The following is a 25,008-nucleotide window of genomic DNA, read 5'->3' as shown; positions in this document are numbered from 1 at the left end:
GACGTGAAATGCCGATGCCCGAGCCACTTCGTCACTGCGAATTCCGCTTCTACGAGGAGCTGAACGACTTTCTGCCGCCGGTGCGGCGCAAGCACACTTTCGAGCACGAGTTCGACGGCACCCCGTCGGTGAAGGACCGGATCGAGGCGCTGGGCGTCCCGCACACCGAGGTGGATCTGATCCTCGTCGACGAGGTGTCCGTCGATTTCGCCCACCTGCTGCGCGGCGGCGAACGCGTCGCGGTGTACCCGATGTTCGAGCGACTCGATCTGACCGGAGTCACGAAACTGCGTCCCCGACCGCTGCGGGACCCGACGTTCGTGCTCGACGTGCATCTCGGCCGACTCGCCCGCTACCTCCGCCTGCTGGGCTTCGACACCCGTTACCGCAACGACTTCGCCGACCCGGAACTGGTGGACATCTCCCTGTCCGAGCATCGCATCGTCCTGACCCGGGACACCGGCCTACTCAAGAGGTCGGCGCTCACCCACGGCGCGTTCCTGCACGAAACGGACCCACGCCGGCAGTTGCGGGAAGTGCTGGACCGCTTCGACCTTCGGTCGCGGATCTCGCCGTTCACCCGGTGCGCGCGCTGCAACGGGCTTCTCGCGCCGGTTCCCCGTGCCGAGGCGCTGGCCGAGGCACCACCGGGCGTCGCGGGCAACGAACACGAGTTCAGCCGGTGCCAGGACTGTGCGCAGCTGTACTGGCCGGGCAGCCATCTTCCGAAGCTGCGCCGACGCCTGTCGGAGGTCGGGGTGACGCTCGAGGTGGGTTCTCAGGATGCGTGACGCAGCTGCTCGGCGAACTCCGCCGAGCACACGCAGTCGCCGAATTCGTCGCAGTCGATGATCAGTGCGTGCCGGGCCTCGGACAACTCAGCGCACGACTCGTCCGTGCACTCTGCTCCGTAGAGCGTGTGCACGATCAATGTTCCGTGACAGGTGTCGATCACGTGTGCTGTCCTCCTCACTTCGTTCCCCACCTCTGTTGATACCACCCGTCCCCGACAGTCCAGGGACGTGCGCGGGGTGTGTCTAGTTGCGCTCGACGTCGATCGGGTGGGTGGCGAGCAGGGCGAGGGGGAGCGGCTGCCGGCGCAGCACCTGCGCCCACACGTCGACCCGGGCGGGAGCGACCACGTCCGACGCGAGGGCCGAGATGACGATCCAGTCGTCGCGCTGGAGTTCCGAGTCGAGCTGACCGTACGTCCATCCCGAGTAACCGGCGAAGATCCGGACACCCTCCACCAGCGGGGCGATGACCTCGGGGTCGGAGTCGAGATCCACCATCACCACGCGGCCGTGGACCCGGCGCAGACCCGCGACACCGTCGGGCTGCGCGCCGGTGCGCAGTGTCGCCAGGCACAGTGCGGCGTCCCGTTTGACGGGACCGCCGACGTACAACGCGGACGGGCGCGCGGCGAGCGGCGCCCACTGTGGCAGCACGTCGTGCACCGCGGTTTCGCTGGGACGGTTGATGACCACGCCGAGGCTGCCGGCGTCGTTGTGCTCGATCACGTAGATCACGGTGCGACGGAATGCGGGTTCGACGAGATCTGTGGACGAGACCAACAGGCTGCCGGGCCGGACCACCGGTTCCGTCGACGCCGTTCGATCTTCGGGTTCTTCTGCGTGCGCCACCTGAACATCATCCCACCGCGGCGGACGCGATGTGACGGAGGACGCGACCTGCGTCCGGTTCGCCGCTTTACGCCGCCGGCAGCCCCGCCGTCTCGGCCAGGACCGCGAGGTGGTGCTCGAACAGTGCCCCCGGTGTGGTGAACGTGTCGGCGCCGTACTGCCCGAACACCTCGAAGTTCACCGCCCCGAACAGCGCCGACCAGACCAGCACGCCGCGGGCGAGCAGATGGTCGGGGGTGGTGAGTCCGAGTTCGGCGCGGATGCGGTCGAGGTCTGCCGCGAGCTCGTCGTCGATGGGCGCCGCCGCGGCCGCCTCGAGCTTGCCCGCCCGGAACGCGTTGTCGAAGATCCCGACGAGTGCGTAGATCACCCGCGTCCCCGGAGTCGTGGTCTGCTCGCCGGGCGCGTGGTAGCCGGGAACCGGGCTGCCGAACAGCAATCCGTAGCGGGCGGGCTCGCGCAGCGCCCACTCGCGCACCGCACGGCCGAGCGCCAGGAACTGTTCCCGCGGTTCGGCTGCGGAGGCCACGGCCGCCTCCGCGGCGTCGCCGAGTTCGTTGTATCCGTCGACGACGAGCAGCGTCAGCAGTTCGTCGCGGCTCTTGACGTACCGGTAGACGGCGGACGACACGACGCCGAGGTCCCGTGCGACGGCCCGCAGCGACAGGGCAGCGGCGCCGACCGCGGCCAGCTGTTCGCGTCCGATCCTCGTGATGTCCTGCAGCGTCTGCTCGCGGGCGCGTTCTCGTGGTGTTCCTGGCATGGGGTTCAGCGTGGCAATTTCCGAGAGCGGTGTCAACAAACGAGAGCACTGCTCTTGACAATGCGGTCGAACGGGAGCATTCTCGAATCAGACAGAGAGCAGTGCTCTCGAATCGCCGAAATCGACTCACAGCAGGAGCGGACATGTCGAACATCGAGATCGTCACCGGAGCGGGACCCGTCGGCTGGACCGTCGCCCTGCAGCTCGCCGAACAGGGACGGCAGGTGCGAGTCCTCACCCGCTCGGGCAGCGGCCCGGACCATCCCCTGATCGAGCGGCGGAAGGTCGACGTCTCCGACGCCCACGCACTGCGTGAGGCATTCGACGGAGCAGTCGCCGTCTACCACTGCATCCACGCCGCCTACAGCGCCGACGCGTGGGAGCGCGAACTCCCCGCCGCCGAGCAGACCGTGCTCGCGGCCGCCGGCCACGTGGGCGCCGTCGTCGTGTTCCCCGAGAGCCTCTACTCGTACGACACGTCGCAGCAGCCGATGACCGAGCACACCCCGCGGTCGGCCGACTCCGGTAAGCGCGGCGTCCGGACCCGGCTGCTGAAGGCCCGCGCCGAGTCCTCGACCCCCACCGTGAGCGTCGTCGCGTCCGACTTCTTCGGACCGCAGGTGCTGAACGCGCACGCCGGCGAGCGCATGGTGCCCGTCGTCCTCGCGGGCAAGACGATGCGCGTCCTCGGTTCCGCCGACCTGCCCCACTCGTTCACGTACGTTCCCGACTTCGCGGCCGCGATGATCGTCGCCGCCCACGACCGTGCGCTGTGGAACTCGGTGCTGCACGCACCGACCGTCCCGGCCGTCACCCAGCGGCAGATGGTCGAGGCCTACGCGAAGGCCGGCGGGGTTCCCGTCCCGAAGGTGGGCACCCTGCCCGGCTGGGTGATCCGCGGCGGCGGGCTCGTGCACCAGGGCAGCCGCGAGCTGGCCGAGATGCTGTACCAGTTCGAGGAGCCGTTCGTGATGGACTCGTCCGAGAGCGAGGCCCGGCTCGGACTGACCCCGACGCCACTGGACCGGGCCGCCGAGGAGACCGTCCGGTGGTGGCAGGACAGGTCGGTCGCGGCCGCCGGATAGGCTCCTGTGAATGGCGAAACAGCTCGGCGACCGGCGCGAGGCGTGGCGCAGAACGGCGTACACCCTCCGGCGGTCGCCCGGGCTGGCCCGTCTCGCGACGGTGCGATTCGCCAGTCAGCTGGGCGACGGCATGTTCCAGACCGCGCTCGGCGGCGCGATTCTGTTCAACCCGGAGCGCGCAACGGATCCCGTCACGATCGCCGCCGGTTTCGCGGTACTGCTGCTCCCGTACTCGGTGATCGGACCGTACGCGGGCGCGCTCCTCGACCGCTGGGATCGCCGCGCCGTGCTGCTGTGGGCGAATGTTCTGCGCGGACTGCTGATTCTGGTGACGGCCGTATTGCTGGAGACCGGGACCGGTGAGTCCGCGCTCCTCCTCCTCGCCCTCGCCGCCATCGGTGTGAGCCGGTTCGTTCTCGCGGGAGTCTCGGCGGCGCTGCCGCGAGTGGTGCACCGGTCCTGGCTCGTGGCCACCAATTCGGTGCTCGCCACCACGGGCTCTGTCCTCGCCGCACTCGGAGCCGCGACATCGGTCGCCATCATCTCCCTCGTGGGCGCCGGCGACCGCGGCTCGGGAATCGCCGTCGCGGCAGCCGCCTGCGGTTCCGCGGTGGCCGCGTTCGCGGCGTCGCGCTTCCACCATCGGCTCCTCGGTCCGCACGCCGACGAGAAGCCCGCATACGGGGCGGTCCGCGCCGTCGCCGCCGGACTACGCACCGGAGCGGTCGCGGTGTGGCAGTCACCGGGCGTGACGACCGCAATGATCGGAATAGGCACGCACCGGATCGTTTTCGGTGTCAACACGCTGATCATGGTTCTGGTGCTCCGCGACACCGCCACCGTCAGCGCCCTGCCCGGCGGTCTGGCCGGGTTCGGTGTCGCGGTCGGCGCCACCGCCGCGGGCATGCTGCTGGCGGCGATCTCGACACCGTTCCTGATCCCGCGCGTCGGACGGTCCCGCACCATCGTCGGCGGCCTGATTCTCGCCCTCCTCGTGCAGTGCACGCTCGTCGCGATCCTCACGCAGGCGTCGCTGCTGTGCGGCGCGCTCCTCCTCGGATTCGCCGGGCAGTCCATCAAACTCACCGGGGACGCGGCGATGCAGATCGAGATCGAGGACGACCGCCGGGGACAGGTGTTCGCGCTGCAGGACACGGTGTTCAACGTGGCCTTCATCGCGTCGATCGCCGCGGCCTCCCTCGTGATCGCCCCCGACGGCCGATCACTCGGACTGGTACTCGCGGGTGGCGCGGCCTACGGCCTCGGACTGCTCGGCATCCTGCTCAACTCCCGGCGCGAACCTGCCTGAGAACCGGGCTATTTCGACCCCGGCATGGGCACGTTCTGCAATCGGACCTGACCGCGAGCCACCTCCTTCCCGGTGTCGGTCGCGGTGATCACCACCGACCACAACTGCTGCACCCGGCCCTGCTGGATGGGCACCGCGACCACGTCGACCCGCCCCTCGGTGCGGGCCCGCAGGAAGTCGGTGCCGTTGTGCACGCCCACCGCGAACTCACCACGGTCGGCGACCGCGGTACTCGCGCCGATGCTCGCGGCCGATTCGACCGCCGTCGTGTAGACGCCGCCGTGCACCACGCCCCAGGGTGTGTGGTGGTCGGTGGACAGGTCGATGTGGCCGACGACCTTCGTCCCGGACACCTCGTCGAGTTCCAGGCCGGCAGCGGCGACGAAGGCGCTCGCCGCCTCCCGCGTCAGATCGGTCATGGTGTGTTCCCCTCATCGGACACTCGGTTAGTTTGAAATCCCAACCCACCTTGCCCGGCGTCGGCCCTGACGTCAATGGTCCCGGCGGCGCCGATCATCGGATCGGGGCGCCACGTGTGTACCGCCGCGATCACCGGTGGCTCGGCCATCGTCATCTCGACATTCCACGTCCCGTTGCCGGACGGGTCGGTGAAGTAGCGGGCCTCGTCGTCGGCGTCGTAGTCGAGCACCGACCGATCGGCCACGCCGTCGCCGTCCGAATCCCACATCGCGTCGTCGAGAAGGCCGTCACCGTCGAAATCCAAGCGCACGGCGTCGACACCGCCGGACGACCCCAGGTCGAGATCGGCGGGTGACGTCCACGCCGTCGGGGCGTCGGCACCGGTTCCGAACGAATACTCGAGAGGATCCATATGAAGGTATGACGCAGCGGAATCGGATCCGGTTCCACCCGCACCCGACGAATTTCCCTCGCGACAGTGAGACCGCACTGTGACCGGACGGGCCGGGCTCGTGCGCTGAGGATGCCGTCGCCGGGTGTTATCTTCAACCCGAACGTGCAGGTCGGTCCGCCATTACTCCGACCACCGATCTGGAGGGGTCCTGTGGTCGAGAAGTCATGGTCTGTGGCCGGAGTGCCGCTGTGCGTCGCCGCCGTCGTGGCCGCGACGATCGGCTTCACCGCTGCCCCCGCCGCGGCCGAAACCACTCCGTGGCTGCCCGTGAACGCGTGCGGCGAGACCGGTTTCAACCCGGCGAAGGAACCGCCGAGTCCGGGCGGCGGCCCACTGCTTCCGCCCATTCCCCCGGCCGTGAGCATCCCGATCCCGTACCCCGACTTCGTGCCCGTGCCGGTCCCCGGACCGACCGCCGACCAGACGCGTGTCGCCCAGGACCTTCCCGCCGACCCGTGCGCGGACCCGTGCCCCGACCTCACCGATCCGGTCGACGAACCGGAGACCGATCCCGGGTCCTCCGGTTCCGCAGGCTCTTCCGGTTCCGCAGGCTCTTCCGGCTCCGCGGGGTCGTCGGGTTCGTCCGGCTCGAGTGCGCTGCCCATACCGAAGATCTCCATCGATCCGCGTCCCGAAACCATTCCCATCCCCGTTCCCGGCGGCCCCGGACCCGAACCGCAGCCGGCGCCGCCCGTCCAGATCAACCCGGCCGAACGGGGGTTCCTCACCGCACCCGTGGCGAAGCCGGAGGTCGGCGATGTCCGGCTGGTGTCGCAACTGACGGGCCGCGGTTCGGAAAACCGCACGGACAAGCGCTGGCAGGTCGACGGCACCGACCTCGGCATCACCTGGGAGACGAAGCCGGGCGAGGTCGCGGTCGCGTTCGGCGACACGTTCGGCAAGGACTGGGCTCCGCCCGGCGCGTTCGGCGAGGACTGGCGGAGCAACGTTCTCGGCCACAGCACCGACACCGACCTGTCGGACGGCATGACCATCGACAGCATGGTCCAGGACAGCCGGTGCCATGCCGCCGAGATCATCGACAGCAGGCACATCAACAACTTCGAGACCACCACCATCCCCACGTCGGGGTTCGCGATCGGTGACCGTCAGTACCTCAGCTACATGTCGGTGAAGCGCTGGAGCATGGTCCCCGGCATGTGGTACACGAACTACGGCGGCATCGCCTACTCCGACGACAACGGGCAAACCTGGACCAAGGACCAGCACGCCAAGTGGGACAACATCTTCGGCGCCCGATTCCAGGTGTCCGCGATGGTGCCGCAGGGCGACTACGTGTACATGTTCGGCACCCCCAACGGGCGGATCGGCACCATCGGCCTGGCCCGGGTGCCGGTCGATCAGGTCCTCAACACCACGTCCTACCAGTACTGGTCGGACGGCACGTGGACCCCGGTGTCCCAGCACCTCGCGACCCCCATCGTCGGTGGGGTGGCCAGCGAACTGTCCGTCCGCTACGACGCGACCGCGGGCACCTGGCTGATGAGCTACCTCGAACCCGTCGGCGGCTCGATCATCCTGCGGCGGTCGTCGAGCCCGCAGGGTGCGTGGTCGGCCGGCGCGACGCTCGTCGACACGGCCGACTACCCGATGGCCTACGGCGGCTTCATGCATCCGTGGTCGACGGACAAGGATCTGTATTTCACGATCTCCGAGTGGGACAGCTACAACGTCTACCTGATGCACGCGTCCCTGCACCCGTGAGTACTTGTTAACCGCCCGCGGTCAACAAGTACGCACGGCATGGAGGGCGACCTCGGTGGCCTTGACGACGAAGAACACGTCCAGGCCCGGCACCAGATCGAGTTCCGCGACGGACGCCGCCGTCACGTCGGCGCTGAGTTCGAACCGGCTTCCGGCTTCGGCGGCCCGCACCCGGACCGTCGGCCCACGCACCTCGATCTCCGAGATGGACACCCGGAAGACGTTGCGCGGACTGCCTTCCGGAGAGCGTCGGTGGACGGCCACCGAATGGGGAGCGAACACCGCGACCGCCGGCGCGCCCGGCACGAAATCCGCGTCGGGCAGACCGTGCAGCCGAACACCGGTCTCGGTCTCGAAGCCGTCCTGCGCCCCGAACACCGGAACCAGGTTGAGCCCGGCGATTCGCGCGGCAAACGCGCTGCGGGGCCGCGTCAGCACGTCTCGCACGGAGCCGAATTCGACCACCTGACCGCCCTCGACGACGATCACCCGGTCGGCCAGCGCCAGCGCGTCGAGGATGTCGTGGGTGACCACGACCGCGGTCCGGTTCCCTTCCCGCAGCACCCGCCGGAGCAGTACGCGCAGGGCGGGCGCCGCGGCCACGTCGAGCGCCGCCATGGGTTCGTCGAGCAGGAGGGCCTGGGGCGCGGCCGCGAGCGCTCGGGCCACCGCGACCCGCTGAGCCTGCCCCCCGGACAGCTCGTGCGGGCGGCGGTCGGCGAACTGCGTCGCATCCACGGCGTCCAGCCATTTCTCGGCGATCGCGCGCGCCTCCCGACGTCCCCGGCCGGCACTGCGCGGGGCGAACGCCACGTTGGCGGCCACCGTCAGATGCGGGAACAACAGCGCCTGCTGTGCGAGCAGCGCGACCCCGCGCCGGTGCGGGGGCACTGCGACGCCCCGGGTGGTGTCGGTGAGCACGCGACCGTTCAGTTCGACGCGTCCGACGTCGGGGCGCACCAGGCCGGCGACCACCGAGAGCGCCGTCGATTTGCCGGCGCCGTTCGGTCCGAGCACCGCCAGCACCTCACCCTCGCCGAGGTCGAACCCCACGTCGACGCCACGCGCATCCACCCGCGCCTCGACGCTCAGGCCGGTCACAGCGCGGCCCTCGACGCCCAGCCCCGCGAACCCACCACGATGAGCACCGCGACCACGACCAGCACCAGCGACAACGCCACGGCCGCATCGGCGTCGGTCTCCCGCTGCAGGTAGATTTCGAGCGGCAGCGTTCGCGTGACACCCTGCAGGCTGCCCGCGAACGTCAGCGTGGCCCCGAACTCGCCGAGCGCCCGCGCGAACGACAACACCGCCCCCGACACCAGCCCGGGCAGCACCAGCGGCAGTGTCACCCGCCGGAAGACGGTGGTGGGGCTCGCACCGAGTGTCGCGGCGGCGTGCTCGTACCGGCTGCCTGCGGTCCGGAGTGAACCCTCGAGGCTCACCACGAGGAACGGCAGCGCGACGAACGTCTGCGCGAGCACCACGGCCGTGGTGGTGAACGCGATGTGGATGCCCGCGACCTCGAGGTGCTGCCCGATCAGGCCCTTCCGGCCGAACGTGTACAGCAGGGCGATACCCCCGACCACCGGTGGAAGCACCAGCGGCAGGAGCACCAGCGACCGCAGCACGTGCAGTCCGCGAAAACTGCTGCGCGACAGCACTGCCGCCATCGGAACCCCCAGCAGGACGCACAGCACGGTGCTCAGCGCTGCGGTCCGCAGGCTCAGTTCCAGCGCCGCGAGTGAGGATTCCGACGTGACCAGCTGGAAGAACCGCGACCAGTCGACGCTCGCCAGCATCGCGAACAGCGGCAGGACGACGAACAGTCCGCCCAGTGCCGCCGGGACGAAGATCCAGCCCGGAAGCCCGGACGGGACTCTGACGCGCGCCGCCCGGATCACGGCTGGGCGAATCCGGCCTTCGCGAGCACAGCCTGACCGTCAGGTCCCGTGACGAGGTCGACGAAGTCCTGCGCCGCGTCCGGTGCCTTCGAAGCGGACAGCGTCGCAATGGGATAGGTGTTCAGTGCCTGCGCGGCCTCGGGGAATGCCACGGCTGTCACCTTGTCGCCGGCGCTCGCCGCGTCCGTGACATACACGAGGCCGGCGTCGGCCTGACCGGCTGTCACCTTGTTCAGCACGTCGGTCACCGACGACTCCTCGCTGACCGGGCTGAGGTCGACACCCGACGCGGTCTCGACCTTCTGCGTCGCGGAACCGCACGGAACCTGCGGGGCACACATGACCACCAGCGTCCCCTCACGGTTCAGATCCGCGAAGGACGTGATGCCCTTGGGGTTTCCGGGTGCCGTCACGATGGTCAGCGTGTTGGTGGCGAAGTCGACGGGACTGCCCTCGACGAGCCCGGCGTCGACCACCTTCGTCATGTTGGTGGTATCGGCGGACGCGAACACGTCGGCCGAGGCGCCCTGGTCGAGTTGAGCGGCGAGGTCGGAGGAACCCGCGAAGCTGAACTCCACGTGGGATCCGGGGTTCGCGGACTCGTACATCTGGCCGAGTTCCGTGAACGTATTCTTCAGCGACGCCGCGGCGAACACCGTGATGTCGCCACCCGCTGCGGACGCGGACGTCGCCTCGGCGGAACCCGAGGCGCCGCCGTCGTCGTTCGAACCGCAGCCGGTGAGAATGCCGAGACCGAGTGCGGCCGCAGCAACCCCCGTCGTGGCCCGCCGCCAGGACGACTTCATGAAACTTCTCCAGGTGTTTCGACGATCACCGTGGTCGACTTGACGACGGCTACCGCGACCTTGCCGGGCTCGAGCCCGAGGTCGCGCACGGCTTCACTGCTCATCAGGGAGACGACGCGGAAAGGCCCGCACTGCATCTCGACCTGGGCCATCACCGTGTCCATCACCACCGCGGTCACGATGCCGGTGAATCGGTTACGTGCCGAGGACTCCGATCCGAGCAGATCGGGCGACTTCGAGGCGTTGGCGCGCGCGAACTCGGCGAGTGCGGGGCCGTCGACGACCTTGCGGCCCGACTCGTCCCTCTCCGCCGCGAGGCTGCCGTTGTCGATCCACCGCCGGACTGTGTCGTCGCTGACGCCGAGCAGTTCTGCGGCTTGTCGTATCCGGATTCCCGTCATCCCAGAATTGTCCGCGCATGCGTCATGACCGACATCCTATGTCGGCAAATACGGACCGATCAAGTGCACCTTTCCGCAGATGCGGATCAGTACACGTCGCGCACGTACCGCTTGTCGGTCGCGAGCTGCTTCATGTACAGCTCGGTGTCTTCCTCGTCCAGGCGCCCATGGGTGCGGACGACCTCACGGATCGTCTCGTCCACGTCCTTCGCCATGCGGCTCGCGTCGCCGCACACGTACAGCGACGCACCCTCCTGCATCCAGCCCCACAGCTTGGCGCCGTGCTCGCGAATGCGGTCCTGCACATAGATTTTCTGCCGCTGGTCCCGGGAGAACGCCGCATCGAGGTGGGTGAGAAATCCGTCGCGGTGCATAGCTTCCATCTCCTCGCGGTAGTAGAAGTCGGTAGCCTCGTGCTGCTCACCGAAGAACATCCAGTTCTTACCCGTGTGACCCAATTCGCGGCGTTCGTGCAGGAATCCGCGGAACGGAGCGATACCGGTGCCGGGACCGACCATGATCATCGGTGCGTCGGCAGCCTGCGGGGGACGGAAGTGCGCCGACTTCTGCACGAAGATCGGCACGTCGGCCTCGTCGCAGTGATCGGCGAGGAACGTCGAGCAGACCCCGGAGCGGTTCTTGCCCTCGTGGTTGTAGCGCACCGCGGAGACGGTCAGCTGCACCTCACCCGGGTCGACCTTGGGGCTCGACGAGATCGAGTACAACCGCGGCTGGAGGCGCTTGAGCACGCTCAGCCACTCCTCGGCGTCGGCCTCGACCCCGTACTCCGCCAGCACGTCCATCGACTGCCGTCCCCACAGCCACTGCTGGAGCGCGATCTTGTTCTGCGGGCGCAGCAGCCGCGCCAGCTCGGTGTCCTGGGTGCGGCTCTGCACGAACCGCAGCAGCTCGGGGGTCACCTTCGTGATCTCGAGCTTCGTGCGCAGCGCCTCGCGCAGCGTCATCTCCGGCAGGTCCGGCAACGTGACGGGCGTGTCCGGGATCGACCGGGTGACCTTCAGCCACTCGTCGACGACGGCGTCGCTGTTGGTCGGCCAGACACCGAGAGCGTCGCCCGCCTCGTAGGAGAACTCCGGATCGCTCACTTCGAAACCGAACTGCCGCACGTCCTTCGACGATCCGGCGGCGCTGAGCGGAATGTTCTTCGTCAATCGCGTGACCAACGGCGTCTTCCGTGTGAATGTCGCCGCCTTCTTCGCTGCGGGCCGGGCCGGCGCGGGTGCGGACGCCACCACGGTCGCACCGTCGGCCGCCGCACGGTCCCGGACCAGCTTCTGGACCTGGGTCAGCCACTGACGTGCCTGGTCCTCGTAGTCGGGTTCGCAGTCGACCCGCTCGGTGAGACGCTTCGCCTCCAGCTGCTCCAGCCGGGCGTCGATCCGCTTGCCGTGCCCGCAGAAGTCGTCGTAGTTGGAATCGCCGAAAGCCAGCACGGCATACCGGGTCTGCGACAGCTTCGGGGCCTCGTCGCTGCTGAGCGCGGACCAGAAGCTGCTGCCGTTGTCGGGGGCGTCGCCGTCCCCGAACGTGCTGGTGATGATCAGGAGGTCGCGGACGTCGGCGAGACCCGCGACGTCGTAGTCGTCCATGCTCATCAGGCGGGTGCCGTGGCCGGCCGCTTCGAGTTGTTCGGCACATTCGGCGGCGAACTCCTCGGCGTTGCCGGTCTGCGACGCCCACACCACCACCACCGGGTGCTGGACCGATTCAGTGTTCGCGTCCGGAACCACGGCACTCTGCGGAACGTCGGAACGGGAGAACAGCCCCGCCATCAGACCGTCCAGCCACACGCGCTTGGACCCGGAGATCGGTGCGCTTCGCGGAAGAACCGGAACGCCCTGGATCTCGGTGGACTGCAGCCCCGACAGCAGCCCGGCGAGGTACATGCGTTCGTGTTCGTCGAAAGTGGGGGAGACGGAGTCGTCCAGGCCCAGGATGCGGCTCATCTCCGCGGCGGGCGAACCCTGCGCGAGGGTGAGCGCCCCGCCGGACTCCGGGACCTCCGGCGCCGCCACCGGGGCCACCCGGGTCAGGGAGACGGCGCACGCCTTGAACTCCGGCTGGAAGGACGTGGGATCGACGGCGTCGTTGGTGACGGCGTTGATGCTGAGGTACTCGCCGAACGAATCGTTCCAGTGGAACGGGGCGAAACACCCGCCGGGGAGGACACGGTCGCTGACGACGGCGGGAAGCACCGCGCGACCGCGCCGGGACGCCACCTCCACCTTGTCGCCGTCGGCGATCGAAAGCTTCTGCGCATCAGCCGGATTGATCTCGACGAACGGGCCGGAGTTCAGCTTGTTGAGCTTGGCCACCTTGCCCGTCTTCGTCATCGTGTGCCACTGGTGCTGCAGGCGACCGGTGTTGAGGACGAACGGGTAGTCGTCGTCGGGCATCTCGGCGGGCAGCATGTGCGGGCGCGGGAAGAAGGCGGCCTTGCCGCTCGCGGTGGCGAACGCGAGCCGGGGGAGTGAACCGTCGGGAGCGGACAGCAGGTTCTGGCTGACGCCGTCATTCACGTAGCGGAGGGGGTTGCGATCGGTGCGGTTGCCGGGCGGGCTCGGCCACTGCACCGGTGTCTCCCTCAGGCGGTCGTAGGAGACGCCGCGAAGGTCGTAGCCGGTCTTCGGATTCCAGGTGCGCTTGATCTCCTCGAACACGTCCTCCGACGAGTCGTAGGTGAACGCGTCCGCGTATCCCATCTCGCAGGCGACACGGGCGATGATCTGCCAGTCGGGCAGCGCCTGGCCGACCGGATCGATGGCCTGCTGCAACAGGGTGAGGTTGCGCTCGGAGTTGATCATCACCGAATCCGACTCCGCCCACAGCGCCCCCGGCAGCAGGATGTCGGCGTAACCGTTGGTCTCGGTGTCGAGGAAGACGTCCTGCGTGATCACGAGCTCGGCGGCCTCGAGACCCTCGATCACCGTCCGCCGGTTCGCCACGGTGGCAACGGGATTGGTGCAGATGATCCAGCAGGCCTTGATGTCACCCGCGACCATCCGCTCGAACATGTCGACGGTTCCGGTGCCGACCTCCGTGCGGATGCTGCCCTCCGGCAGCTCCCACAGATCCTCGATGAACGCCCGGTCGTCGGCGGCGAGCACCGACCGCTGCCCCGGCAGGCCGGGACCCATGTACCCCATCTCGCGGCCACCCATCGCATTGGGCTGGCCGGTGAGGGAGAACGGGCCGCTGCCCGGCCGGCAGATCGCACCGGTGGCCAGGTGCAGGTTGCAGATCGCGTTGGTGTTCCAGGTGCCGTGGGTGCTCTGGTTGAGGCCCATCGTCCAGCAGCTCATCCAGTTCTCGGCCTCACCGATCCACTGGGCGGCCTGACGGATGTCGGATTCGGGGATGCCGGTGATGTCCGCGACCTTCTCGGGGGTGTACTCCTCGAGGAACTCCGGCATCACCTCCCAGCCCTCGGTGAACTCGGCGATGAACTCGGGATCGGTGTGCCCGTTCTTCACGAGCAGGTGCAGCAGACCGTTGAGCAGCGCGAGGTCGGTGCCCGGCGCGATCTGCATGAACAGGTTCGACTTGTCGGCGGTCGCGTTGCGACGCGGATCGACGACGATCAGCTTGGCCCCGGCCTTGACGCGGTCCATCATCCGCAGGAACAGGATCGGGTGACAATCCGCCATGTTCGCGCCGATCACGAAGAACACGTCGGCCGAGTCGAAATCCTGATACGAGCCGGGCGGGCCGTCCGCGCCCAGCGACTGCTTGTAGCCGGTGCCGGCGCTGGCCATGCACAGCCGCGAGTTGGACTCGATCTGGTTGGTGCCGACGAAGCCCTTCGCGAGCTTGGTGATCAGGTATTGCGCCTCGATGGACATCTGACCGGAGACGTAGAACGACAGGGCGTCCGGTCCGTGCTCGTCGAGTTGTTCCTTCAGCCGGCGCGCGGTCTCGCTGATGGCGGCGCCGACGTCGATCGAGGTGGGTGCCTCCCCGCGCTCGTCGCGGACGTACCCCGTTTCCATCCGGCCACCGGCCACCAGCATCTCTGCGCTCGTCGCACCCTTGGTGCACAGCCGCCCGAAGTTGGTGGGATGGTCCTTGTCGCCGGACGCCTTGAGCACGCGGCGCGCACCGGTCCCGGGATCGGTCCCGACCTCGAGCACCATGCCGCAGCCGACACCGCAGTACGAGCAGGCGGTCTTCACTGTGGAAGTCCCGGCTTTCTGCTGCTGCATCGACTAGCTCCTCACCTGCACGGTCGCCGCCTGTCCACCCGGCTCACGACCTGTATCAATGCTGCCGGGAACCGTGTTTCGTCGGGATTAACCCCCGTGAGCGTTCGGTGACGTCTCTCGCACCCGGGCGCGGGCACGGTGGTGATGTCGGCACGGCAGAATCACCAGATCATGTGACTGTCGTCACTTAAGGTGAGTGGCCGCCCGAAAGCGGAGTAAGGAGAAGGCGACGTCGACCCGAGCGGATCGGCGATCGGTCAGCCCTGCTGCGTGGCCCACCACGACAGCAGTTCGGCCTCGGCCTCGTCGCGGCTGAGGGGACCACGATCGAGCCGGAGCTCCTTCAGGTACTTCCACGCCCTCCCGACGTCGGGGCCGGCGGGAATGCCGAGCAACTCCATGATCGCGTTGCCGTCGAGGTCGGGGCGCACCCGTGCGAGGTCTTCCTGCTCGGCGAGCCGGGCGATCCGCTCCTCGATGTCGTCGTACGTCGCCTGCAGGGCGGCCGCCCGCCGCTTGTTGCGGGTGGTGCAATCGGCGCGGACCAGCTTGTGCAGCCGCGGCAGCAGCGGGCCGGCATCCGTCACGTACCGGCGCACGGCGGAATCGGTCCACTGACCCTTGCCGTAGCCGTGGAACCGCAGGTGGAGGAACACCAGCTGCGAGACGTCGTCGACAATCTGCTTCGAATACTTCAGCGCCCGCATCCGCTTGCGGACCATCTTCGCGCCGACCACCTCGTGGTGGTGGAAGCTCACGCCGCCGCCCGGCTCGTTGCGTTTCGTGTCCGGTTTGCCGATGTCGTGCAGCAGCGCCGCCCACCGCAACACCAGGTCGGGGTCGCCGTCCTCGAGGTCGACGGCCTGCTTCAGCACGGTCAGCGAGTGCCAGTACACGTCCTTGTGCTGGTGGTGCTCGTCGATCTCGAGCTTCATCTGCGGCACCTCGGGCAGCACGAAGTCGGCGAGACCCGTCTCACACATCACGTTCATGCCGTCGATCGGGAATTCGCCGAGGATCAGCTTGTCGAGTTCGGCCCGCACGCGTTCGGCCGTGATCCGCTCGATCTGCGGCGCCATGTCGACGATGGCCTGATGCACGCGCTCGTGCAGGGTGAATCCCAGCTGGGACACGAACCGGGCGGCCCGCAACATGCGCAGCGGGTCGTCGTTGAAGGAGTTCTCCGGCGCCGACGGCGTGTCCAGCACCCCGGCCAGCAGCGCGTCCATGCCGCCCAGGGGGTCGACGAAGTCCTGCGAGCCGTCCGCACCGATCCGCACGGCCATCGCGTTGACCGTGAAATCGCGCCGCACCAGGTCGTCCTCGAGCTTCGTCCCGAACTGGACGACGGGATTGCGCGACACCCGGTCGTAGGCGTCGGCCCGATACGTCGTGATCTCGACCTGCTGACCCGCCTTGGTGGCGCTGATCGTCCCGAACTCGATGCCCGTGTCCCACTGGTTGTCGGCCCAGCCGGACAGCAGTTTCTGCACCCGCTCCGGGTGAGCGTCGGTGGTGAAGTCGAGGTCGGTGCCGAGGCGGCCCAGGATCGCGTCCCGGACAGTACCCCCCACCAGGTACAACTCGTGACCGGCGGCAGCGAACCTCTCACCGAGCGGCGTGAGGACTTCGGACAGCTCGCGCAGCGTCACCGCGGCGCCGGCAAGCAGTCGCGTACGGCGCTCGTCGTCGAGAGAAGGGGCAGTCACGTCCAGGAAGCTTACCGAGGTGCGCAAATAGCGAGATACGCATACACGCTGTCACCTCGCCGTTCGGTTCACCACAGGTCTGTCACGAAGCGTCTCGGTTCGGGTGCGGCGTTCCGGTGGAGACGGCAAAGCCAACTACTATCGATGGGGTGTCTGCTGCCGAACGTGCGAACAGGAGTCGCCGCAACTCGCGGCGGCGCGGCGCCGTCGGCAAACCCGCGAAACCCCACATGAGGACGGTTCGCGAAACCTCGGCGGGCGGGCTCGTCGTCAACGGTCTCGGCGGACCGCGGGAGAATCTGTGCGCCGCGCTGATCGGACGCACCGACCGACGCGGGCGGCTGCTGTGGTCGCTGCCCAAGGGACACATCGAGCAGGGCGAGACCGCCGAACAGACCGCGATGCGTGAGGTCGAGGAAGAGACCGGCATCCAGGGCACCGTCCTCGCGTCGCTCGGCAGCATCGACTACTGGTTCGTCACCGAGGGCCGACGGGTCCACAAGACCGTCCACCACTATCTGCTGAGATTCCTCGGTGGGGAACTGTCGGACGAAGACGTGGAAGTCACCGAGGTAGCGTGGGTGCCGCTCGCCGAGCTGGGATCACGCCTGGCCTACGCAGACGAACGGAAACTCGCAGAAATCGCCGGTGACTTGATCTCGAAGATGACTACCACCCCGACCGCCCCCGACCTGAAGCTCCAGAAGGGGCCAGACGCCGGATGAGGATGGCTTTGCGTCGGGTCGGTGCCGTGACGTTGACCGCACTCGCGGTCGTTCTGGCGCCCACCAGCACCGTGGTGGCGGCGGCCCAGGACCCCGTGCCGCCCGAGAGCGCCGGGACCCAGACGGTCGACGAGGACCCCGAGTTCCTCGAACTGCACATCGACAACGTCACGCCGTCCACGGTCACCACCACCAGCGACCCGTTCGTCACCGTCACGGGCTCGGTGAAGAACATCGGCGACCGCACGGTCCGCGACGTCAGCGTGCGACTGCAGCGCGCCCCCGCCGTCGCGAGCAGCGAGGGCCTCCGCACGTCCCTCACCCTCGATCAGTCGCGGTACGACACGGTCGGCATGTTCGACACGGTCGCGGGCCGCCTCGACGAGGGGCAGAGCAAGCAGTTCACGCTGTCGCTGCCACTACGGTCCGACACCGACATCTCTCTCGACATCACCGAACCCGGCGTGTACCCGCTGATGGTGAACGTGAACGGCACCCCCGAGTACGGCGGGGCCGCGCGCCTCGACGACGCCCGATTCCTGCTCCCCGTGTTCGGGGTCCCCGGCACTCCGGCCGTGCCCCCGGACATCTCCAGTCCCGTCGCCGTCACCATGCTCTGGCCGCTCGCCGACCGGCCCCGGCTCGCGGCGGGGGTGCCCGGTTCCGTCACCGAACCGGTCCGTCTCGTCGACGACGACCTCGCGTCCTCGCTCGCGGACGGCGGCCGGCTCGACGAACTGCTGGGCGCGGCGGAGTTCGCCACCCGGGAGAGCGTCGACCGTGACCACACCCTCCGGGACAGTCTGTGCCTGGCCGTCGACCCCGACCTGCTGATCACCGTCGAGAACATGACGCGCGGATATCTGGTGGTGGACGACCCGTCCGATCCCACCGGTTCCGCGCACGAAGGCACCGGTAAGGATGCCGCGTCGGCGTGGCTCGACCGCGCCCGGTCACTGGCCGCGTCCATGTGCACCACGTCGGTTCCGTTCGCGCAGGCCGACCTGTCCGCGATCACCGAGGTCGCGAACCCGGACCTCACCGCGACCGCCGTCGAAGCCCCCGCGGACATCGTCGACAACGTGCTGGGTGTCACGTCGCTGCGCAATTTCGTGTGGAGCGACGCCGGCGTGCTGGACGACGCGACGGCGCAGATGCTGCGCAGAGACGAGGCGACCACCACGCTCGTGGCCGCCAATTCCGTCGACACGACGACACCCCGCGACAGCGCCCACGTCATCGAGGCGACTCCGCCCCCCGCCCCCGTTCCCGCGAACGGGGAGACGACCCCGGCGGCAACCGAGACGCCTGCGGCCACCGGAAGCGTCGACGCGCTGCTGTTCGATCCGTCCGTCGGGACGGCGCTCGCGGCCATGGGAACGACACCGCAGACCCCCTCGTACACCCCGAAGCGCGCCCGGTACGACCTCTCGGACGATTCCCGGACCGCCCGACTGCAGGACGCACTCGGTGCGGTGTCGTGGTCTGCCCTCGAACCCGAGGCCGCACGCGCCGCAGGCACCCCCCGCTCGCTGATGGTGGTGCCGCCGCAGCTGTGGACGGCCGGCGCCGAGGACGCGAAGACGCTGCTGTCCACGGTGTCCTCGCTGATGCGCTCCGGGCTCGCGACCCCCCGCCCGTTGCCCACGCTGCTGGGACGTCAGCCCGGATCACCCGAGGTCGCGACGCTGGAGTACCCGGATCAGGCCGCCGAGGACGGCGTCCCCGCCCTTATCCGCGACGCCGCCGCCACCCAGACGCCCCGCATCGAGGCACTGAACACCGCACTGGTCGACGACCCGCAGGCCCCGCTCACCCCGGAACGCTTCACGGCACCGCTGCGCGAGGACCTGCTGCGCTCGATGAGCCTCGCGCATCGCCGCGACGACGAACGACGGTCCGCGGAAGAGGCGTCCGACACGCGCGCCGACGAGGTGGCCGAAACCATGGACGACCTGTTCGGGGCCGTCACCGTCGTGTCGCCGGGCGGTGTCTACACGCTGGCGTCGGAACAGAGCCCGCTGCTGCTGGTGGCCAGGAACGACCTGCCGGTCGGAATCACCGTCCGTCTCCAGGTGGACGCGCCGTCGGGGATGACCATCACCGACATCGGCCCCACCACGCTGCCCCCACGTGGCAGCCGCACCCTCACCGTTCCCACCGAAGCCAACGACTCCCGCAAGCTCGTCGTCACTTTCTCTCTGACCACCGCCGATGGACAGCAACTGGGAGAGCCGACCAGCGTGACGGTACGGTCCAACGCGTACGGGCAGGCGTTGGCGATACTGACAGCATGCGCGGGTGCTCTGCTGCTGTTCCTCGCCGGCCGCCGGCTGTGGCATCGATTCCGCGGCCAGCCGGATCCAGCTGACGAAGGGTACGAACGTTCATGACCGGGAACTTGCCCAGTAGGGGCCAGAGGCTTCCCGATCGCTCCCATCCCCGGGTCGCGCCGTGGGAGCGGGACCACTGGGCTCGGGAAATCCGGCCGGACGAGGCGCCGACGGTGCAGTTCGCGGCCATCCGGGTCGACCCCTCGCCGCCTCCGGTCCGGGACTCCGGGCCGTCGACCGCGCCGCAGAAGCAGGGCAACTCCCGACTGCTGGCGTCCACCGGTTCGATCGCGGTGGCGACGCTCGTCAGCCGCATCACCGGATTCGCCAAGCAGCTCCTCGTCCTGACGCTGCTGGGTGGGTCGGTGGCCAGCTCGTTCACCGTCGCCAGCCAGATCCCGAACATGATCTCCGAGCTCGTGCTGGGAGCGGTGCTCACCGCGATCGTGGTGCCCGTCCTGGTGCGCGCCGAACGCGAGGACCCGGACCAGGGTGCCGCGTTCGTGCGACGCCTGTTCACCGCCACGTGCGTGCTGCTCGGAACTGCGGCGTTGCTGGCGACCGCGGCCGCGCCCGTGCTCACCACGCATGTCTTCCTGTCGGCCGACGGCAAGGTGAACACGTCCCTCACCACGGCTCTGTCCTATCTCCTCCTGCCCGCGATCCTGTTCTACGGACTGTCGGCGCTGCTCACGGCCATTCTCAACACCCGGCAGGTGTTCAAACCCGGTGCCTGGGCACCGGTGCTGAACAACGTCGTGATGCTCACCGTGCTGGTGATCTACTACGCGACACCGGGGGAGATCACCCTCGATCCGGTGCGGATGAGCGACCCGAAACTGCTGGTCCTCGGTGTGGGCGTCACGCTCGGTGTCGTGGTGCAGGCGATGAGCCTGGTGCCTGCGATCCGGCGCGAGGGCATCTCACTGAAACCGCTGTGGGGCCTCGACGACCGGCTCAAGCAGTTCGGCGGCATGGCCGTCGCGATCATCCTGTACGTGCTGATCAGCCAGGCGGGCATGATCGTCGCCACCCGCATCTCGTCACACGCGGACGCGTCGGGTCCCGCGATCTACAACAACGCGTGGCTCCTGCTGCAGCTGCCGTACGGCGTGCTCGGCGTGACGGTGCTGACGGCGATCATGCCGCGACTCAGCCGCAACGCTGCCGCCGACGACACCCCCGCCGTGGTCGACGATCTGTCCGTCGCCACCCGGCTGACGATGATCTCTCTCATCCCGATCATCACGTTCCTCACGTTCGCCGGCCCCGAGATCGGCCAGGCGCTCTACGGGTACGGCAACTTCGGGACCGGTGACGCCGAACGCCTCGGCCAGGCCGTCAGCTGGTCGGCCTTCACGCTCATTCCCTATTCCCTGGTGCTGATCCAGCTCCGCGTGTTCTACGCCCGCGAGCAGGCCTGGACCCCCACGTGGATCGTCCTGGGCATCACCGCGGTGAAGATCGCGCTGTCGGCGCTCACCCCGATGATCGCCTCCAGCGACGACCAGGTGGTCATCCTGCTCGGCGTGGCCAACGGCCTCGGCTACATCACCGGCGCGCTCGTCGGGGGCTGGCTGCTGCACCGCAGTCTCGGCAACCTGCAGATGGCGAACGTCGGCAAGACGGTGTGGGTGGTGGTGCTCGCGTCGATGGCGGGTGCGCTCGTCATGCTCGGCGCCGACCGCCTCCTCGGGCTCGACCGCCTCACCAGTCTGTTCGGCGGTCCGGGCTCGATGGTCCGGGTCATGATCAGCGGTGTCCTCATGCTCGTCGTCACCTTCGTGATCCTCTGGTTCGCGAAGATCCCCGAAATCGTGTCCGTCACCGTCGCCGTCGCCCGCAAGGTTCGCGCCCTGCGCGGTCGCGGCGCCGCACAGGAACCGGAGGCCGACCCGCTCGCAGAAGCCGAAACAGAACTGATTCCCGTGGTCCGCGCCACACCGCACGACTTCGGGGGACAGCCGCGTGGTATCGAACGACCCGGTGGACTCCCGTACCCTGGACACGAGCGGGTCGGATCGCCGCCCGGTACTGGTCGGAGTTGGGCATTCGAGAATGAAGGAGTGAGGGTGAGCGACGACGACGTGGCCGGCAGCAAGAGAGCCGGAGGTTCTACGGTGCAAGCGTCCGAACGCGATTCGGCCGCCGCCCCCAACGGCGTCGACGCCCCGACCACCCGGATCCCGTCCGAGTCGGCCTCCACCGACGCCGCGAAGTCCGACAAGCAGGCCGGCACCGACGCACCGCAGAAAAAGGACGCGGCCACGTCCTCGGGCTCCGCAGACACTCCGAAAACGGGGCAGAGCAAGGAGACCGGCGATCCTGCGGATGCGCAGACGAAGGCTACGCCGAAGACTCCCGCCGACGACGCAGGCGAATCGCCCAGAGACACACGTCACATGGGCGCGGCCCCCGCACGGGATCTCAGTTACGACACCGGCGTGATCCCGATCACACCGGCACCCGGACGTGAGCCCGGCGCAGGTCCTCGTCGTACTCCTCGTGGCCCCAAGCTCATTCCCGGCGCGTCCGTCGCGGGCGGTCGGTACCGCCTTCTGACACCGCACGGCGGTTCGCGGGGACTGCAGTTCTGGCAGGCGCTGGACGTCAAGCTCGACCGCGAGGTGGCTCTGACGTTCGTGGATGCCGAACAGCGCTCCACCTCGGCCGGTCCCGAAGGCCCGCAAGCCATTCTGTCGCGCACCCTGCGACTGGGCCGGATCAACTCGCCCGGACTCGCCCGTGTGCTCGACGTGGTCCGCGGTAGCTCGGGCGGCATCGTCGTCGCCGAGTGGACCCCGGGCCGCTCGCTGCGGGAGATGGCCGACACCAAGCCGTCTCCGATCGGCGCTGCCAGTGCCATCCGCGCGCTCGCCGCGGCCGCCGAGACCGCACACCGCGCCGGCGGGGCACTGTCCATCGACCACCCCGACCGCGTCCGTATCAGCATCAACGGCGATGCCGTGCTGGCGTTCCCGGCAACGCTCGCCGACTCCGACTCGAGTTCCGACGTGCGCGGACTGGGGGCCATGCTCTACGCCCTCATCACCGCGCGCTGGCCGCTGGGTGACCCGTCCGCTCCCGCGGGGGACCCGTCGGGTTCGCACCGTCCGGGCACCGTCGGCGGTATGCGGCTGGCCGACCGCGACTCGAGCGGGCAGCCCATCGGACCGCGGGTGATCCGCCCTGAGGTCCCGTTCGAGATTTCCGCGGTGGCGCTGCGCTCACTCGAGCCGAACGGGGGAATCCGCACGGCGGCCACCGTGCAGCACATTCTCGACCAGGCGTCCGTCGTCAACGACAAGACCGAATTCATCCCCGTGCTGCGGCTCGGGCAGCGGGGCCCCGGCACGACCGGTCACGCTCTCGCCGACCCGGAAGCACTGGAGGCGGAGAAGAAGAAGTCCAACCGGATGATCGCGGCGCTCGTGGGCCTCGCGGTCGTCACGATCATCGTGCTGGCTCTGCTGGGCTTCTGGCTCGCGACGTTCCTCACGGGCAGTAGTTCCGACGCGCCGCTCACCGAACAGGACTTCGGGCTCACCACGTCGGCCGAGGCGCCGCCCAACCCCGAGTCGCCCGCCCCCGCGCCCGCCCCGGCGGCGAATGTCGCGCCGGTCAGCCCCTCGGGGGCGACGGTGTTCTCGCCGCAGGGCACCCCCGACTCCGCCGCGAACGCCCGGCTGGCGGTCGACGGCAACACGTCCACCGTGTGGAGCACCGACTCGTACTTCCAGCCGTTCCCCGCGCTGAAGAACGGTGTGGGCCTGATGGTCACGCTGGACGAGCCGGCGACACTGTCGAGCGTGCGGATCAACTCGCCGACACCGGGCACCAACGTCGAGATTCGCAGCGCCCCGTCGGAGAACCCGACCCTCGACCAGACGCAGGTGCTCGGCTCGAAGGTCCTCGGCAACGGTGTCACCGATATCCCGGTGAAGTCGGAGGGACCCACCAAGAACGTCCTGGTGTGGATCACCGGCCTGAGTAATTCCGGTGGCAAGAACCAATCGTCCATCGCCGACATCGGTTTCAACGCCGCGACGTAGTCGGCACCCGGTGCTCGCGGATCGGCGAACTGAGCTAACATCCGCCGGTGCGAATCTTCCGGGGGGATTCCGAGGGTGAGCCCTCGGACGTCGACCTGTTGGCTGCGCACGTCGCCGGCGATCGGCACGCATTCGAGACACTGCTCGGACGGCACTACGACCATCTGTGGCACGTCGCCAAACGCACCAGCTACACCACCGAGGACGCGGCGGACGCCCTGCAGGAGGCGCTGCTGTCCGCGCACCGCAACGCGGGCTCGTTCCGCCGGGACGCCGCGGTCCGGAGCTGGCTGCACACGATCGTGGTCAACGCCTGCCTCGACCGCATCCGCCGGAACAAGGCTCGTCCTGCGGTGTCCCTGTCCGCCGACGAGGACGACGAACCGCGCGATATCCGCGACTACGTTTCCGAGGTGGAGCTCAGCCTGGTGGTCGAGCGCGCACTGGCGCAGCTCCCGCCGGATCAGCGGACCGCGATCGTGGCAGTCGACCTCGAGGGCCGTTCGACGAGTGAGGCGGCCGCGCTTCTCGGGGTTCCGGAAGGCACCGTGAAGAGCCGCTGCGCCCGCGGCCGGAAGAAGCTGGCCGCCTCTCTCGAATATTTTCGGGTGGAGGGGAACCGATCATGACTCCGGGGCGTCAAAACCTAGTGGGAGCGGGAAACTGTCCTGACGTCCCGGACCACGATGAACCGGCGAGGAGGTGCCATGGCCGACCGTGAACCCGAACCGTCCGATGCCGCGCTGCCCGCACCGCCGTACTCCGAGGACCTGCTGGCCGATCTCCACGCCGGGGTGTTGCCGGAGTCGGTCAGCGATCGCCTGTGGCCGCTCGTCCGGAACGACCCGCAGGCCATGGACGTGATCGACGCACTCGACCGGGTCACCGATCAGCTGGGCGCGCTCGGACGTGATCATTCGGTCTCGACCTCGATTCCCGCCGACGTCGCCGACCGCATCAACCGCGCTCTCGCTGCGGAACGGGACACACCGGCCGAGGCCACCGTGGTGCCGCTCGCCCGGCGACGGAAGTGGGCTGCGGCGGCCGCGGGGACCTTCGCGGCGGCGGCAGCGGTCGTGGTGGCCGTCGCGGTCGTCATGCCGGACAGCCGGGAATCCGAGCCGGCCGTTGCCCTGCCCAGTTCCGAAACCTCACCGGCATCGGCCGTTCTCGATCTGGGCACCGATCTCGATTCCGGACGCCTCCTCACCGTGATCGGTTCGCGGCAGCTCGGACCACTCGGGGATCCCGCGCAACTCGCAGAATGCCTGCGCGCCAACGGCATCGAACCGTCCCGCCCCCTTCTGGGGTCCAGTGAGGTTCGCCTCGACGGTGCTCCCGGGGTACTGCTACTGGTGGCTGCGCCGCGTCCGCCGCAGATCACGGCCCTGGTGGTGGGCCGCGAGTGCGGCGCGGGAGATCCGGCGACGATCGCTGTCACCGAGATCGGTTGATT

The 25,008-nt window shown here is 68.8% G+C and carries 20 protein-coding genes; 9 read left to right on the top strand and 11 right to left on the bottom strand.

The window, feature by feature from the left end; all coding sequences use genetic code 11:
- Window positions 1–8 precede the first annotated feature (8 nt).
- Window positions 9–791, top strand: coding sequence for a Mut7-C RNAse domain-containing protein (locus QM806_RS19275; RefSeq protein ID WP_005574067.1), 783 nt, complete (start codon window positions 9–11; stop codon window positions 789–791).
- Here the strand turns inward: QM806_RS19275 and QM806_RS19270 are convergent.
- The 3 genes from QM806_RS19270 to QM806_RS19260 form a co-directional block, all read right to left on the bottom strand.
- Window positions 779–955: a hypothetical protein gene (locus QM806_RS19270; protein WP_005574069.1), complete on the bottom strand. Its 177-nt coding sequence runs from the start codon at window positions 953–955 to the stop codon at window positions 779–781. The two genes, QM806_RS19275 and QM806_RS19270, sit on opposite strands and share 13 nt — an antisense overlap.
- Before the next feature lie 82 nt (window positions 956–1,037).
- On the bottom strand, window positions 1,038–1,643 hold the full coding sequence (locus tag QM806_RS19265) for a YqgE/AlgH family protein (protein ID WP_005249144.1): 606 nt from the start codon (window positions 1,641–1,643) through the stop codon (window positions 1,038–1,040).
- A gap of 67 nt (window positions 1,644–1,710) precedes the next feature.
- Window positions 1,711–2,406: a TetR/AcrR family transcriptional regulator gene (locus tag QM806_RS19260; protein WP_054247759.1), complete on the bottom strand. Its 696-nt coding sequence runs from the start codon at window positions 2,404–2,406 to the stop codon at window positions 1,711–1,713.
- Window positions 2,407–2,549: 143 nt separating this feature from the next.
- Here QM806_RS19260 and QM806_RS19255 point away from each other — a divergent pair, with 143 nt between their 5' ends.
- Window positions 2,550–3,491, top strand: a complete 942-nt coding sequence (locus QM806_RS19255; protein WP_120660053.1) for an NAD-dependent epimerase/dehydratase family protein — start codon at window positions 2,550–2,552, stop codon at window positions 3,489–3,491.
- A 10-nt stretch (window positions 3,492–3,501) separates the two neighbouring features.
- Entirely contained in the window at window positions 3,502–4,800 is a 1,299-nt protein-coding gene (locus QM806_RS19250) for an MFS transporter (protein ID WP_005574072.1), read from the top strand.
- 8 nt (window positions 4,801–4,808) lie between these two features.
- Here QM806_RS19250 and QM806_RS19245 read toward each other — a convergent pair whose 3' ends face one another.
- Window positions 4,809–5,219: a PaaI family thioesterase gene (locus QM806_RS19245; protein WP_005263525.1), complete on the bottom strand. Its 411-nt coding sequence runs from the start codon at window positions 5,217–5,219 to the stop codon at window positions 4,809–4,811.
- A complete protein-coding gene (locus tag QM806_RS41710; RefSeq protein WP_005574074.1) occupies window positions 5,216–5,632 on the bottom strand; it encodes a hypothetical protein in 417 nt (138 codons plus the stop codon). Before QM806_RS41710 ends, QM806_RS19245 begins: the two co-directional genes overlap by 4 nt.
- 213 nt (window positions 5,633–5,845) lie before the next feature.
- Between QM806_RS41710 and QM806_RS19235 the strand changes: the two genes are divergently transcribed.
- On the top strand, window positions 5,846–7,399 hold the full coding sequence (locus QM806_RS19235) for a glycoside hydrolase family 183 protein (RefSeq protein ID WP_120660052.1): 1,554 nt from the start codon (window positions 5,846–5,848) through the stop codon (window positions 7,397–7,399).
- A 21-nt stretch (window positions 7,400–7,420) separates the two neighbouring features.
- Here QM806_RS19235 and QM806_RS19230 read toward each other — a convergent pair whose 3' ends face one another.
- The 6 genes from QM806_RS19230 to QM806_RS19205 form a co-directional block, all read right to left on the bottom strand.
- Window positions 7,421–8,500 carry a sulfate/molybdate ABC transporter ATP-binding protein gene (locus tag QM806_RS19230; protein WP_265146810.1) on the bottom strand — a complete coding sequence of 360 codons (1,080 nt, stop codon included), beginning with the start codon at window positions 8,498–8,500 and terminating at the stop codon, window positions 7,421–7,423.
- Entirely contained in the window at window positions 8,497–9,303 is an 807-nt protein-coding gene (locus tag QM806_RS19225) for an ABC transporter permease (protein ID WP_005263520.1), read from the bottom strand. The genes QM806_RS19230 and QM806_RS19225 overlap by 4 nt, the downstream gene beginning before the upstream one ends.
- Window positions 9,300–10,109: a molybdate ABC transporter substrate-binding protein gene (modA, locus tag QM806_RS19220; RefSeq protein WP_283292476.1), complete on the bottom strand. Its 810-nt coding sequence runs from the start codon at window positions 10,107–10,109 to the stop codon at window positions 9,300–9,302. The genes QM806_RS19225 and modA overlap by 4 nt, the downstream gene beginning before the upstream one ends.
- Window positions 10,106–10,510 carry a TOBE domain-containing protein gene (locus QM806_RS19215; protein ID WP_283292474.1) on the bottom strand — a complete coding sequence of 135 codons (405 nt, stop codon included), beginning with the start codon at window positions 10,508–10,510 and terminating at the stop codon, window positions 10,106–10,108. Before QM806_RS19215 ends, modA begins: the two co-directional genes overlap by 4 nt.
- A gap of 86 nt (window positions 10,511–10,596) precedes the next feature.
- The gene (locus tag QM806_RS19210; protein ID WP_283292473.1) at window positions 10,597–14,733 is read right to left on the bottom strand and encodes a bifunctional nitrate reductase/sulfite reductase flavoprotein subunit alpha; all 4,137 of its coding nucleotides are present in this window, start codon (window positions 14,731–14,733) and stop codon (window positions 10,597–10,599) included.
- A 257-nt stretch (window positions 14,734–14,990) separates the two neighbouring features.
- Window positions 14,991–16,442, bottom strand: coding sequence for a CCA tRNA nucleotidyltransferase (locus QM806_RS19205; protein ID WP_005572815.1), 1,452 nt, complete (start codon window positions 16,440–16,442; stop codon window positions 14,991–14,993).
- A 149-nt stretch (window positions 16,443–16,591) separates the two neighbouring features.
- Here QM806_RS19205 and QM806_RS19200 point away from each other — a divergent pair, with 149 nt between their 5' ends.
- The 5 genes from QM806_RS19200 (at window position 16,592) to QM806_RS19180 (ending at window position 25,006) form a co-directional block, all read left to right on the top strand.
- Entirely contained in the window at window positions 16,592–17,167 is a 576-nt protein-coding gene (locus QM806_RS19200; RefSeq protein WP_037206815.1) for an NUDIX hydrolase, read from the top strand.
- A 2-nt stretch (window positions 17,168–17,169) separates the two neighbouring features.
- Complete coding sequence (locus tag QM806_RS19195; protein WP_283292470.1) at window positions 17,170–19,560, top strand: DUF6049 family protein; 2,391 nt, start codon at window positions 17,170–17,172, stop codon at window positions 19,558–19,560.
- Between the two features lie 113 nt (window positions 19,561–19,673).
- A complete protein-coding gene (gene murJ, locus QM806_RS19190; protein ID WP_269591108.1) occupies window positions 19,674–23,552 on the top strand; it encodes a murein biosynthesis integral membrane protein MurJ in 3,879 nt (1,292 codons plus the stop codon).
- 47 nt (window positions 23,553–23,599) lie between these two features.
- Complete coding sequence (gene sigM / locus QM806_RS19185) at window positions 23,600–24,181, top strand: RNA polymerase sigma factor SigM (RefSeq protein WP_054247671.1); 582 nt, start codon at window positions 23,600–23,602, stop codon at window positions 24,179–24,181.
- 78 nt (window positions 24,182–24,259) lie between these two features.
- Entirely contained in the window at window positions 24,260–25,006 is a 747-nt protein-coding gene (locus tag QM806_RS19180; RefSeq protein ID WP_005560821.1) for an RsmA family anti-sigma factor, read from the top strand.
- Window positions 25,007–25,008 lie beyond the last annotated feature (2 nt).

Origin of the sequence: Rhodococcus sp. IEGM 1351, from assembly GCF_030056875.1 — a bacterium.
In the GTDB taxonomy this organism is placed as follows: domain Bacteria; phylum Actinomycetota; class Actinomycetes; order Mycobacteriales; family Mycobacteriaceae; genus Rhodococcus_F; species Rhodococcus_F opacus.
The sequence above is the reverse complement of the archived record's forward strand: the minus strand, read 5'-3'. Positions and strand labels throughout refer to the sequence as shown.

Bases quoted from the DNA above. Each gene is read 5' to 3' on its own strand.
- QM806_RS19275 (WP_005574067.1), top strand. From the start codon at position 9: ATGCCGATGCCCGAGCCACTTCGTCACTGCGAATTCCGCTTCTACGAG.
- QM806_RS19260 (WP_054247759.1), bottom strand. From the start codon at position 2,406: ATGCCAGGAACACCACGAGAACGCGCCCGCGAGCAGACGCTGCAGGAC.
- QM806_RS19255 (WP_120660053.1), top strand. From the start codon at position 2,550: ATGTCGAACATCGAGATCGTCACCGGAGCGGGACCCGTCGGCTGGACC.
- QM806_RS19250 (WP_005574072.1), top strand. From the start codon at position 3,502: ATGGCGAAACAGCTCGGCGACCGGCGCGAGGCGTGGCGCAGAACGGCG.
- QM806_RS19245 (WP_005263525.1), bottom strand. From the start codon at position 5,219: ATGACCGATCTGACGCGGGAGGCGGCGAGCGCCTTCGTCGCCGCTGCC.
- QM806_RS41710 (WP_005574074.1), bottom strand. From the start codon at position 5,632: ATGGATCCTCTCGAGTATTCGTTCGGAACCGGTGCCGACGCCCCGACG.
- modA (WP_283292476.1), bottom strand. From the start codon at position 10,109: ATGAAGTCGTCCTGGCGGCGGGCCACGACGGGGGTTGCTGCGGCCGCA.
- QM806_RS19215 (WP_283292474.1), bottom strand. From the start codon at position 10,510: ATGACGGGAATCCGGATACGACAAGCCGCAGAACTGCTCGGCGTCAGC.
- QM806_RS19210 (WP_283292473.1), bottom strand. From the start codon at position 14,733: ATGCAGCAGCAGAAAGCCGGGACTTCCACAGTGAAGACCGCCTGCTCG.
- QM806_RS19195 (WP_283292470.1), top strand. From the start codon at position 17,170: ATGGCTTTGCGTCGGGTCGGTGCCGTGACGTTGACCGCACTCGCGGTC.
- QM806_RS19180 (WP_005560821.1), top strand. From the start codon at position 24,260: ATGGCCGACCGTGAACCCGAACCGTCCGATGCCGCGCTGCCCGCACCG.